This window comes from Rhodococcus sp. AQ5-07 (genome assembly GCF_009707305.1).
Classification (GTDB): domain Bacteria; phylum Actinomycetota; class Actinomycetes; order Mycobacteriales; family Mycobacteriaceae; genus Rhodococcus_F; species Rhodococcus_F erythropolis.
In genome coordinates this window covers 1,814,245-1,827,058 of record NZ_CP046099.1, presented here as the reverse complement: position 1 = coordinate 1,827,058, position 12,814 = coordinate 1,814,245, and the positions used below count along the sequence as shown (strand labels likewise).

The window sequence follows — 12,814 nt, the reverse complement described above, 5'->3', positions numbered from 1 at the left end:
GGCTCCGACACTTCCGGCGTCACAACTGCTGGGGCGACTACGACTGCTCCGGCGATTCGCCCACCGTTGCGCGGATCCGATGTCGCTGGTTTGGTGGCCCACGAGTCGGTTGCGCATATGGCGGGTGCGAGCCGCGATTTCCAGCCGGCCTTGGAAGATCCGTCCCCGGAGCGGTTGTTGTGTGTTTGGGACTAGCGTTGGGGCTCTGTCTATTTCCGGTCCTCGTGCTCCGTGCGTCCCGGGCGTTGGACATTGCTGATCCCTTTGCGACTCCGGGTCCGACGCCGACGTCGTACCGGGTCTTACAACGGGGCTGGGGCCGGTTCAGGGGACGATGGTCGAATCCGTGCGAGGGCTGATCTAAGCTGAAATACCAGAGCAGATTCGGCCAGACCTGCCCGTCGAGGACATGGCCTATCTGCTGGTTCGCGTGGGTGAGTCGTTCATCTACAACGATTTGCTCACCGGTGGCACTCCGGACGCAGAGAAGGCTCGCCTGGCGTTCCGGCTCATCCTCTCGCGTGACTAGCGCGCCGAGTTTTCGTTTTCTAAGTTTTCGTGAAAGCGCTTCGAATGCAAGCTATTTCACAGCTACGCTGGTTGTGTGGCAAACTCAGGCGGGTGGGATCGGCGCGAAGTTCCGCATCTCGTCTCGTCCGGGCCGGATGACGCCTGCGGCGGACTCGGGAACCTCGTTCCATGCTCCGGGAAGGTCGCGCAGAGGCTCGGATACGACGATTCGGGTCTCCTCACTCAGATGGTGCAGGGCATCCACCTCAGGATGGAGCTTGCGCAACGTGGAGATCTCGGTGGAGAAGAACAATGACCTCGACCGGTTCTCGCTCGAATAGCGAAAGATCCAGGTGGAGATGCCATCCGACGTGGCAACGGTCATCTGCACCGGATTGTCGATTCCCTGCGAGCGAGCCGTGTGCTCGACGAATCCAACGGCCCTCGCGACACCTTCGAAAGGATCGTCGGTCAGGCCGAACGTCTGCGCGAGGAAGAACAAGGTTTCCGAGTCCGTCGATCCTTCGAGATCCGGAAAGAGCGACGGATCAATGGCAGTCACCAATTCCCTTTTCATGTCGTGGAATCCGTGTAGTGAACCGTTGTGCATCCACAACCAATTGCCGTGCCGAAATGGGTGGCAGTTGCTGCGCTGCACCGCAGTTCCCGTCGAAGCGCGCACGTGGGCGAACATGAGCGGGGTGCGCAGTTGCGAGGTGACCTCGCGCAGGTTCGAGTCGTTCCACGCGGGTTCGATGCTCTTGAACACTGCTGGTTGGGACCCCTCGCCGTACCAACCGATTCCGAAGCCGTCACCATTCGTCGTCGTTGCCCCGAGTTGAGAATGCAGGCTCTGGTCGATCAGCGAGTGCTGTGGCCTGAACAGCAAGTCATGGGCGAGTATCGGTTCTCCCGAATACGCCATCCACCTACACATGCTTTCAACTCAAACAGATTGAGTCGGCGTTGTCGGTGCATGCGCAGCGGCGTGCGTCGTCTGGGTGGGCTTCCATGTCGACACAGCCCAGATCACGACGATGTTCAGCGCGATGATGAGAGTCGACCACCAGGGGTAATACGGCAGCCACAAGAAGTTCGCGATGATCGAGATCGCACAGATCACGACTGCCGATACCCGCGCCCACGCCGTTCCGGTGAACAGTGCGAGACCGACGAGAGCGACGAGCGCGCCCAGCACGAGATGGATCCAACCCCACGTCGTCAGGTCGAATTGATAGACGTAGTCGATCCCGACTACGAACACTTCGTTTTCGGCGACGGCAGCGAGTCCTTGAAAGAACTGCACGATGCCGACCGTCACCAGGATGACTGCTGCCCCGATTGATGTTCCTACCGCGAAACCCTGCTTGACTGACGTTGTATCCGACATGGCGGTTTCCCTTGATTCGGTGGGGTGACCGGACACGTGCCCGGCACGTTGTACCGATCGTTGTTCCACCGGCCGACTGCCGTGAAACGGAAATGCCGGTCCGGTTCGGTGAGAAATCAGTGCGTTCTGCTCCGATGCGCGGATGAAATGTAACTTCTGGCCCCTGTTGATGCGATGTACCCCTTGCCGGAATGCGTGTGCGGAGGAATTGCTCGTAACCGAAGTTCACAGAAAACAAGAAGAATTCGGCACGGATTTCGACCTATTTGTCCAGCTGTGCTGGTATTTTGACTGAATTGACCGGAAGCTACGGTCCGCGGAAAAGAGTAGCGAGAGAATGACGATCTTCGGCAGGCGTTCCGCGGGCATCTCCGCGACGGCCTTCGTCTTGGCAGCTTTTGTATCGACGGCACTTCCCGCGGTGGGATCGGCAGCACCAGTCGCACTCACCCACGCGTGCACTCCCGAGATCAACGACAATTCGATGTCACTCGATCCGGCAGTGATTGACGGTTGGTACGACATCTCGACTGGTTCGCCGGGAACGAAAATCAACTCGATCGAGGCGTGGCGGACAGTGCCGGGAGATATCCTCGAGTTTCGCGCATCGGTGACGATCAGAGCCCACGGAAGTCCCGTCCGAGGGACCCTTCGGATCGACGGCGCCGGCTTGACCGGAGATCAGGATTTGATCTCCAGAATGACGTTGACCCAAGATCTCGGTCGCTCGGGATCAACGGTCACCGATGCCGACGACGGCTCGGTCATTCCGGTTCGTGCCAAGCTCGCATTCGACGTCACAACGCCTGGGCAAGTGGCACAGAACGAGACGGTCAACCTCTCGGCAGTCAAGATTGTCTTGGCAGGCGATACCACCGATCCGGGAGGTGAATGCCCCGGCCCCGGCCCCGGCCCGGGCCCCGGCGGCGGCGGGAATGGAAGCGGTGGCGGAAGCGGTGGCGGTGACAACGGTTCCGGTGGGAACGGTGGGGATTCCGGTGACGCACTTCCCGGTCGTGACGTCGGAAACCGAGTACCAATTTCCCAGATTCCGTCCGGCCCGACTTCTCGCCCGTGACAGCGGCACCTGGATTCACGGACCGTCGAACATGGGCCGCCGCAGTAGTGGCGACAATGCTCTTGATCGGCGGATGTTCTGACGACGGTGACTCGCCGACCCGCGTCCTCGCGACCGGCCAACAAGATTTGCCGCCAGAGATTCGCGCTGTGGTCGACGGTCCGGATGTCCCGACCACGCTTCGCATAGTCGACAGCACCGCTGACGTTCTGTCGATCAAGACGACGACAGACGGCTCGCTCATTCCGCCTGAGGATGTCAGTGAGATCGGATGGTGGGCAGATTCGGCATTCCCGGGTTCGGGCGCGGGCACCGTGGTGATCACCGGACACATCAACGACATCTATCAGGGTGACGGTTTCGGAAAGAAGTTCTCGACACTGGAAATCGGCTCGATCGTGACCGTGGCGGGCGCCGGGGGACAGACCTGGAACTACCGTATCGATGCGGTCGATCACTACGGCAAGGACGGCGAGCTGCCGGTCGAGAGATTGAACAGCCTCGACGGACCGGAAACCCTCGCGCTGATCACCTGCGGCGGCGAATTCGTCGGTCCACCCTTCGGTTACGAGGACAACGACGTCGCGTGGGGAACTCCGGTGCCTGCATAGGCGAAAACCAGACGTCGGAACGATTGATAAACTGGGCCCCGCGTTCGTGGCCATCCACGCACGTTTCGAAAGTCCGAAGAAGGAGATTGTGCTGTGGTTGACCTCGCCTATGTCATCGCTGGGTCCGAAGCGACTGGCGGTGCCGGCCTGCAGGTCGACCTGAAGACGTTCCAGGCATTGGACGTCTACGGCGTAGCGACCACCACATGCATCGTCTCGTTCGATCCCAAGAACAACTGGGGTCATCGCTTCGTGCCGATCGCTCCTGACGTGATCGCTGATCAGATCGAGGCTGCCACTGCGGCTCACGATCTGGACGTCGTCAAGATCGGCATGTTGGGCACTCCCTCCACGATCGAGGTTGTGGCAGAGGGTCTGCGTCGGCAGTCCTGGCGCCACGTCGTCCTCGACCCGGTCCTGATCTGCAAGGGCCAGGAGCCCGGCGCGGCTCTCGATACCGATACAGCACTTCGTGATTCGATCCTCCCGCTCGCCACCGTCGTCACACCCAACCTGTTCGAGGCACGTACCCTCGCCGGAATGGACAGTATCGAAAGCGTGGACGACCTCATCGAGGCCGCACGTCGTATCCATGACCTGGGACCCAAGTACGTGCTCGCAAAGGGTGGTGTCGAACTCGCCGGTGGCGACGCTGTCGACGTGTTGTTCGACGGGACCGACGTGACGGTTCTCTCGGCCCCCAAGGTCGGCGAAGAGCGCGTCTCAGGTGCCGGTTGCACGCTGGCCGCCGCAGTGACCGCCGAACTGGCAAAGGGCGCCGACGTGGGAGAAGCCGTCGCTCTGGCCAAGAAGTTCGTCACGGCGGGCATCGAAGGCCGCGTCTCGGCACACACGCCGTTCGACACCGTTTGGCAGGGCGCTTTCAAGGGATAGGCACACTGCGGCTCACATCGCCGCGCGCGGCCTGGCAGGATCGAGTGCGTGAGTACTGCGAACCTGAATCGAAGCGAAGTCGCCGAACGATCTCGAACCATCGACGTCACCGGGTACCGGGTGGAGTTGGATCTGCGATCGGCGGCGGACTCTGCCGCGAAGACCTTTTCGACCGTCACGATAATTGATCTGACGTCGTCGGCGGAGTCCACGTGGCTCGACTTCATCGGTGCTGCAGTCGATTCCGTAGAGGTCGACGGTGCGTCGATTCCGGTGGAGTACGACGGATCCCGGATTGTGCTGCGCGGACTCGGCGGATCGAACGTCGTTCGGGTGGCAGCTCACGGCCACTACAGCCGTTCCGGTGAAGGGCTGCACCGATTTGTCGACGACGCTGACGATCAGACGTATCTGTACACGCAATACGAGCCCGCCGATGCCAGGCGTGTTTTCGCCTGCTTCGAGCAACCGGACCTCAAGGCGCCCTTCACATTCGAGGTGACAGCACCTGACGGCTGGGAAGTCCTGTCGAATCAGCCCGCGACACAGACGCTCTCCGTCGACGGTGCGCAACGCGTCACTTTCGCACCGACGCTGCCGATCTCGACTTACATCACCGCGATCGCGGCCGGGCCGTATCACCGCGTGGCCTCGTCGTGGAGTCGCGGCGAACTCACTATCGAGTTGGGCGCTTTGTGCCGGGCGTCGTTGGCTCCACACCTCGATGCAGACAACGTTTTCGACATCACCCGTCAGGGGCTGGACTTCTACGCCGAGCACTTCGACTATCCGTATCCGTTCGGCAAGTACGACCAGATCTTCGTCCCCGAGTACAACCTCGGCGCCATGGAGAACCCGGGACTGGTGACCTTCACCGAGGCGTATGTGTTCCGCGGCACCGCAACCGACGAGCAGCATCAGCGTCGCGCCAACACGATCCTGCACGAAATGGCGCACATGTGGTTCGGCGATCTCGTGACCATGGTCTGGTGGGATGACTTGTGGCTCAAGGAATCCTTCGCCGACTTCATGGGATCGCTGGTCAGCGCCGAAGCCACTCGCTTCACCGATGCCTGGGTAGCATTTGCCATCAAGCGAAAGGCGTGGGCGTACCTCCAAGATCAGCTGCCGACCACGCATCCCATCGTCGCCGACATCGTCGATCTCGAAGCTGCAAAGCTGAACTTCGACGGAATCACCTACGCCAAGGGTGCCAGTGTCCTCAAGCAACTCGTGGCGTTCGTCGGCCGTGACGCGTTCTTCGAAGCGGCACGACGGTACTTCAAGGCCCACGCCTTCGGGAACACCACGCTGGTTGATCTGCTCGACGTGCTCGCGGAGACTTCCGGACGCGATGTGCGCGAATGGGCCCGAATCTGGTTGCAGACCACCGGAGTGTCCACGCTGTCGCTCGACGGAACAGACCTGGTCCAGACGGACCCGAGGCCGCACCGGCTCGCAGTCGGAATCTACGACTACAACGAGTCCGGAGATCTTGTTCGCACCGAACGCGTCGAACTCGACATCACCGAATCCCGCACGTCGGTCGACCTTCCGCCCGGAGCGCTCACACTGCTCAACGACGAAGACCTCACCTACGCGAAGGTGCGATTGGACGCGGAATCTCTGTCCACGGTCGAGGCGTCCCTGGACCGCGTGAGCGATCCGCTTGCGCGCGGTGTGATCTGGTCGTCGCTGTGGAACTCGGTGCGCGATGCGCAGCTCTCGGTGTTCCGATACCTCGACATGGTGGAACGATTCGCTCCCGCAGAGACAGATCTTGCGATTCTCAGCGCGATCCTGACCGATGCCCAATACGCGGTTCTTCACTACGTTCCGAAAAGCTTGCGGCCCAATGTCAGTGCGGGCTGGTTGGAAACGACCTGGAAGGCGTTGTTCGAAGCCGAACCGGAGTCCGGAAGACAGCTGGCATGGGCACGGGCTCTGTCGGCCGCCGCAGCGGTCAACGATGCTCGCGCCGGCGAGCTGCGGTCGATACTCGACGGCACGTGCCCGGGACCGGTCGGACTGGCTCTCGATCCTGATCTGCGGTGGGCATTGTGGATCGCCCTGTCCGCGACCGGGCATGCGAGTGTAAGCGACTTCGACGGTGAGCTGAGCAAGGACAGCACGTCAGCGGGTCGAACGGCGTACGTCCGCGCCGCGGCGTCGATTCCCGATGGCGAGACCAAGGCGGCTGCCTGGGCGTCGGCGACCACCGATGCCTCACTCTCGAACGACCGCCTGGATGCGACGATCGCCGGATTCCGTTCGGGCACGGACCCGTCGTTGATCGAGGGATATGCGGTCGAGTACTTCTCGTCCCTGGGGAAGTGGTGGTCCGAACGCAGCATCGAGATCGCGCGACGGTTGGTGAACGGGCTCTTCCCGGCAGCTGAAGACACCTCTGCTGTCGATTCCTGGATCCAGGCCAATGCGGAGGCGCCCGCGTCGCTGCGGAGGCTTGTTCTCGAGCGTCGGGATCACCTGGCCCGAGACCTACGTGCCCAGGCGTCGAACGCAGTGATCTGACGCCATCAGCTCCGAAATGTCCTGTTCTTGGATATTGTCTAAACAGGGCTGCGACGGGAGACGACGTGCACACGATCACGGATCTTTCGCTGGTCACGGGCCCGGTTCCGCCCGTGGTGACGGTGCTCGGAATTCTGGCACTTCTGTGGCTGATCTTCTCGAGATCGAGGCGTCACGTGCTGATCTCGATTCCGGTCTGCATCGTCGCGGCAATTGCGATCACTCTCGTGCTGTACTGGCTGATCGAGAAGGTGTGGCACCCGTTCCCCGATCCGATTGCCCGTCCGGTCTACGTGTGGATCGGGTTGGGCATTCTCGGCGTGCTGCTGGGTGTTTCGCGGGTCTTTGCGGCGACGCGGATCGACGGCCGCGTGCTCACCGTGGTCTCCGTGCTCCTGGTGGTCGTGTCGAGCGCGGCTCACGTGAATCTGCAGTTCCAGTCGTATCCGACGTTGGGAACAGCGCTGGGACTCTCGGACGCGGAGAAGGTTTCACTCGCCGACCTGGACGACGGCAAGGACGGGGCGGTACCGGTTTCGCAATGGAAGGCTCCAGCGGACATGCCGTCGGCCGGCAAGGTCAGCACGGTCACGATTGCGGGGACGGTCTCCGGATTCAGCGCCCGCGACGCCGAGATCTACCTACCGCCCGCGTATTTCACCAACCCACGACCGGAGTTGCCGGTGTTGGTACTGCTTGCCGGCCAACCAGGCGCGCCCGAGGACTGGCTACAGGGCGGACGTCTCGTCCAGACCATGGACGCCTACGCCGCTGCGCATTCGGGCTTGGCTCCCGTTGTCGTCGTTGCTGACGGGACCGGGTCGGAACTGGCGAATCCGCTCTGCGTCGATTCCCAACTCGGGAACGTCGCAACGTACCTTTCGCGCGATGTTCCCGACTGGGTGCGCGGGAACCTCCAGGTGGATCCCGACCCGAGGAAGTGGGCGATCGGGGGACTTTCCTACGGCGGTACCTGCGCGTTCCAGATGGCAACGAACTTCCCCGCGGAGTATCCGACGTTCCTGGATCTGTCCGGTCAGATCGAACCCACCCTCGGTGATCGGAAGCAGACGGTCGATGCAGCGTTCGGCGGTAACGAAGCCGCGTTCGTGGCAGTGAATCCGCAGGATCTGCTCCGGGAGAAGAAGTTCCCCGACAGCGCCGGAGTGTTCGTAGTCGGCAAACAGGACAACGACTACCGCCCAGGTCTTCAAACGCTCTACGAAGCCGCAAAAGCCGCAGGGATGGACGTCCAGTACGCCGAGGTCGACGGAGGACACAGCTTCCAGGTGTGGTCGGCTGGATTGGCGAGTCAATTAGGTTGGCTGGGAACGCGACTCGGCCTGCCCGGATGAACGTTCGTCTGGAAGTTCCGAAGACCCGATGATCAGCGGGTGAATTCTTCCGGTCGCCCCGGCTTCGGAGCCCAATCCCTGCGGATCTGCCACACTCGCGAGCCGAAGGTCGAGTGCGCCGGTCCATTCTCGGGTCAATTGCGCATCGAGTGCGTCGACGCGCTCGAGTAGCGGAGGGTGCTGGTCCGGCGGGCAGGCTTCGAGCAAGGTCGCGAATACCGCGCGTAGACGACGCTGGACCTGCGCGGAATTGGTACTGAAGTGCCGGATCTCGTCGGTGGCGACGGACACGTAATCGGTCCAGGTGCGTTGCTGCCCTCGGATCAGCGTGAGATCCGAGGTTGACGTGTCGAAGCGGACCCGCGGGGCGAGAAGTACCAGAAGATCTTCGATGTGGTCGAGAGCCTGCACCGCTCGGCCAGGGTCGTTGATGGCGGGTGACAGTGCCTTGAGTGCGATGTCCACGATCGACTGAAGCGCTGCACCGGGGCTGACGACCGGGCTGTGCGTGTCACCGAAGATCAAGCACGACATCAAGGTGTCAGGACGTACCTTCAGCGACGGTCCGCGTACCTCGAAGAGGGGCGCGTTCTGGGCGACGAACTCGCCGATGCTGGGGACGACCTCGACTGAGACGTCCCAGCGGCTCGCCAACCGCTGCAGTCGTGCGAGATCGATCGCCAGCAGAATCCGGCCGTCGGGTGAGAGGTGGCGCAGGCGAATCACCAGTGCGTCGGCGCTCTCGGAGGTTTCGGACTCGCGCGGTTGTGGGAGGGGGAGCGGCTGACTGGGTTTCGGTGCGCCGGAAGGTAAGTCCTCGTACAGCGGATAGGCACGAATCGTCGCGCTGCGACCCTGGGCCGCTATCCAACGCAGCAACCGACTGGAATTGAGGATCGACCCGACCTTCGCCACCAACGCGATGAACAGGATCGCACTGGCCAATGCCAGAAGGAGTGCGATCGCCGTGGAGATGGTCGGTGAGGAATTCTCCGAATCGAGCGCCAGATCGAGCGCAATGATCAAGGAGAAGACGAACGTGGCCAGAAACATGCCGATCGACCACCGCATCACTCGCTGTTGCGCAAGCATCGGGACCACCCGCACCGAAATCTGCGAGGCGCCGAACTGCATTGCGAGGGTGATGGCGGTGAACACCAGACCGGTGAGAGTGATCATCCCGCCGGCGATGACGCTGAGCAGCGTTGCGGTGGCCCCGGCGTCCACGCCCTCGGAAATGGTACCGACGTCGCCGTCGCTCACCAGGTCTCCGTCGATCCCGACGAGGATGTTCGCGGTGACGACGGACAGCACGACGAGGATCACGGGGAGGCGCCAGACCGGGACTGTTCGTAATCGTCGGCGAGTTCGGCGCCAGCGAATTCTGTCCGAAAGCCGCCGTGATAGTCCGACTTTCGTCGTAGGCGTCGTGGTGTCGACGACTGGGAGTGGTGGTGGGGTCGGAGGAGTGGAACCGAAACTTCCTGACACCGTTTCCTGAACGTAGATCTTCGCGTGGATCATCGGCTCGCGATACCGCTGCTCACGGGCGACTGCCCGGCTCATCTTCGCGGGCTTGTCGCGGTAACGCGAACGCGCCCACGGCGCACCCGGGCGACTCAACCGAATTGCTCCGACCAACAGAAGCGGGGTGAAGAACAGTCCGATCAAGCCGGTCCAGAGTTTGCCCTTCATCAACGTGATCACGGCGAGTCCGAGTTGGATCACGATCGCGACGACAACGCCGATCAACGTCGCCAGGCTACGGTCCTGCTCATACGGGTCGAACTCTCCCGCGAACCCGATCGGGTGGACTCCGAGAAGGAAAAGGAACGAGATCGCGATGGCAACGAACACCGCGTCGATGGACGAGCGACCCTCTTCGGCCCAGTAGACGTCGCGCAGATGTAGCACGAGTGCGTACTCGTCGAGGACCAGCGCGCTGCCGATACCGAACACCGACGCAAGAACACAGTTGGCGATCGGGGTGTGATAGTCGGCCAGAGCGATGAAGGCAAAGCCGGACACGAGCATCATCATCAAACCGAAAACCATGTGGTGGATGTGCATTCCACCGGGCGTGACATTGCCTGGCCACCACGAGACCTCAGCTCGGATCATTCGAACGCTGAACCGAATGAACAGGAACGTCAGGACAAAGGCGAGCAGAAGGAAGAACAGTGGGAGTCTGCCGGTGTCGACGACCGTGTGCTCGAACCAGGACCGCACGGCGTCAGCTCTTGCTGGTGGCGAGCTTGATCAGCTGAGGAGCTGTCGCGTCCGGAAGGTAAGCACGCGTGAGCGCGATTCCGATTCGAGGCAGGTCGGCCTCGTCGCGGAAACACAGGAAAACGGGTTCGTATCTCGGCTTGAACTTCTTCTTGAATGCGTGAAGAGACCGGAAGCCGTAGAGCGGTTCCATCGCGGCTCCGAGCATGTCGAGCAGGCGGTCCATCGATGCGGCGTCGGCGCCGTCGTCGCTGCGGGCCAGCGGCGCGCCGGACAGTGAGACGAATTGGGCACCTTGTTCTTTGAATTCGAGGGCCGACGATGCGATGAGGAACTCGACCACCGGCCGGAAGCCGTCCGGGCGTCGACGCATGACGTCGAGCGTCCAACCCCGGACCACGCCGCCTTCGCCGTACACCGGCAACCACGAGGTGACGCCGTGAATACTTCCCGTCGGGTCGACGGCCAAACCGACCCGGACGTCGCGATCGAGCGCCTCCTCGACGCTGCCGAGGGTGAACCCCATCTCGGGGAGTCCCTTGTCGCCCACCCATTCCTCGGATATAGCGCGCACTTGAGCCAAGACGGAAAACGGCTCGTCTGCCAGTGTTGTCATCCGGAAGGTGATGTCGTCCTTCTTGGCCTTGTTGAGCGCCGAGCGGATGTCCTGCCAGGACTTTCCGGTGAACTGCAATTCCGGCAGGTCGACGATCGTGTCCTCGGCGACCTGAACGGTGCGCCACCCGCGCCGTGTGGCGGCATCGGCTGTTTCCTTCCCTACGGAGAACAAGCAGGGAGTGAGGCCGTTGGCTTCGGACATCGTCGTGAATTCGTCGACCGCCGCGGCAAGTCGGTCGGGGCTCGCTATCGGATCGGCCAGCACTACGACGACACCGACATGCCGTTGGAATGCAACGACGCTCTCACCCGACTCGCCGAAGTAGTAACTGTTGCCGTCCCACGTCGTCATCCACGACATGGTTCCGCCGCCGTGCTGTTTGAGCAGTTCCCGAGCAGTGGCGCGAGGATCGTTCCCGGACAGCGGTCCGCCTCGAATCTTGCGCCGCATCGGCACGTGAAAAGCGTGACGGCCCTTGATCAGCAAGATGAGTTCGAGAAGCCAGAGCAGCGCGGTACCGACCGTGACGGCTCCGGCGCTTTCGTAGTCGAAGAAGATGACCGAACCGAGGACGAGGGCGGTGGCCAAGACCGTCAGAGAGCCGAACACCACGGCAACCCACCAGGCCCAGCGGCGACCTCGTCGCAACTGATCCGCGATCAGTGCAACGATGATCACGTCGACCAATGCGGTCCAGCCCGAACCGGTTTCGGCTTCCGTCGGCCCGAAGGGTCCACTGCCGGGGAACAACCACACGGCGATCTCGACCACTCCGATCAGGAGCAGGCCGATGAATCCGAGCAGACGGATCTCGCGTCGCGTTCGGGGGATGAACCCGCGCTCTCCGTCGCCGAAGAACTTTTCGCCGACCGGAAGGAAGATCGCAACCGCGATGAGGTGCTGTACGTCGGCGAGGCGACCTTCGAAGAGAAAGGCGATCGCGATGTACGCGCACAGGATGGCGCGCACTCGCATTCGCCAGGGCGAGCGCAGAGTTGCGGTGGTCGCGGCGAGTGCGGCGATGATGGCGGTGGTGACACCGACGTCGCGGTGGGTGGCGAGGTTGCGAGCCCAATCCCAATCGGTGTGGCTGCCCGCCCAGAGGAGGAGCGATGCACCCAGTTCGCCCGCCAACTGACCGCTGATCGTGACGATGGCCGCGTTCTTGGTTCCCAGGCGCCACTCGCACCAGCCGACCGCGAAGGCAAAAACGACGATGATCGAAACATACTGACCCGGCGTCAAGCCGAAGAACCAACCCGTGACGAGAGTCCACCACTTACCTTCCTGCAAGGCAGGGACTCCGTAGGCGATGTCGTCGAACCACGAGTAGGTACGGACGTGATTCCACAAGGCGCCGGTCGCGATCCCGACGACGGTGATGGTGAGCACGACGATCGAGGTGAACGGCACGCGCCGCAGGACGCTCAGCGCGTCGGAGGCAAAGCGAGAGGCCCGATTCGGCGCGCCTGGCGCGCTCTGGTCGGTCTGCGGGGTGGGGGTCTGGGACTGCTCAGCCATCGAGGTTCTCTTCTCGCCATGCCGCACGGTGGATTCTGCCTGTTCAGCATGACAGGAATACAGACCGATAATCAG

Annotated in this window: 10 protein-coding genes; 6 read left to right on the top strand and 4 right to left on the bottom strand. The window is 62.3% G+C overall.

Annotated features, from left to right (window positions below; translation table 11 throughout):
* The first annotated feature begins 409 nt into the window (after window positions 1–409).
* The gene (locus GJB56_RS31340; RefSeq protein ID WP_162793459.1) at window positions 410–529 is read left to right on the top strand and encodes a QsdR family transcriptional regulator; all 120 of its coding nucleotides are present in this window, start codon (window positions 410–412) and stop codon (window positions 527–529) included.
* 84 nt (window positions 530–613) lie between these two features.
* Here GJB56_RS31340 and GJB56_RS08470 read toward each other — a convergent pair whose 3' ends face one another.
* A complete protein-coding gene (locus tag GJB56_RS08470; RefSeq protein ID WP_113684300.1) occupies window positions 614–1,435 on the bottom strand; it encodes a class II glutamine amidotransferase in 822 nt (273 codons plus the stop codon).
* Between the two features lie 21 nt (window positions 1,436–1,456).
* Window positions 1,457–1,900 carry a DUF7144 family membrane protein gene (locus GJB56_RS08465; protein WP_020969697.1) on the bottom strand — a complete coding sequence of 148 codons (444 nt, stop codon included), beginning with the start codon at window positions 1,898–1,900 and terminating at the stop codon, window positions 1,457–1,459.
* Between the two features lie 337 nt (window positions 1,901–2,237).
* On the opposite strand from GJB56_RS08465, the gene GJB56_RS08460 reads away from it, so the two are divergent.
* The 5 genes from GJB56_RS08460 (at window position 2,238) to GJB56_RS08440 (ending at window position 8,370) form a co-directional block, all read left to right on the top strand.
* The gene (locus tag GJB56_RS08460) at window positions 2,238–2,978 is read left to right on the top strand and encodes a hypothetical protein (protein ID WP_113684301.1); all 741 of its coding nucleotides are present in this window, start codon (window positions 2,238–2,240) and stop codon (window positions 2,976–2,978) included.
* Window positions 2,975–3,589 carry a class F sortase gene (locus tag GJB56_RS08455; protein WP_230091157.1) on the top strand — a complete coding sequence of 205 codons (615 nt, stop codon included), beginning with the start codon at window positions 2,975–2,977 and terminating at the stop codon, window positions 3,587–3,589. Before GJB56_RS08460 ends, GJB56_RS08455 begins: the two co-directional genes overlap by 4 nt.
* 93 nt (window positions 3,590–3,682) lie before the next feature.
* Complete coding sequence (gene thiD, locus GJB56_RS08450; RefSeq protein ID WP_113684302.1) at window positions 3,683–4,483, top strand: bifunctional hydroxymethylpyrimidine kinase/phosphomethylpyrimidine kinase; 801 nt, start codon at window positions 3,683–3,685, stop codon at window positions 4,481–4,483.
* Window positions 4,484–4,531: 48 nt separating this feature from the next.
* Window positions 4,532–7,015, top strand: coding sequence for an aminopeptidase N (gene pepN / locus GJB56_RS08445; protein WP_113684303.1), 2,484 nt, complete (start codon window positions 4,532–4,534; stop codon window positions 7,013–7,015).
* A 65-nt stretch (window positions 7,016–7,080) separates the two neighbouring features.
* A complete protein-coding gene (locus GJB56_RS08440) occupies window positions 7,081–8,370 on the top strand; it encodes an alpha/beta hydrolase (protein WP_113684304.1) in 1,290 nt (429 codons plus the stop codon).
* Here GJB56_RS08440 and GJB56_RS08435 read toward each other — a convergent pair.
* A complete protein-coding gene (locus GJB56_RS08435; RefSeq protein ID WP_097387349.1) occupies window positions 8,332–10,599 on the bottom strand; it encodes a DUF2254 family protein in 2,268 nt (755 codons plus the stop codon). The genes GJB56_RS08440 and GJB56_RS08435 overlap by 39 nt on opposite strands.
* A 4-nt stretch (window positions 10,600–10,603) precedes the next feature.
* Window positions 10,604–12,739 carry a bifunctional lysylphosphatidylglycerol flippase/synthetase MprF gene (locus GJB56_RS08430; RefSeq protein WP_020969693.1) on the bottom strand — a complete coding sequence of 712 codons (2,136 nt, stop codon included), beginning with the start codon at window positions 12,737–12,739 and terminating at the stop codon, window positions 10,604–10,606.
* Window positions 12,740–12,814 lie beyond the last annotated feature (75 nt).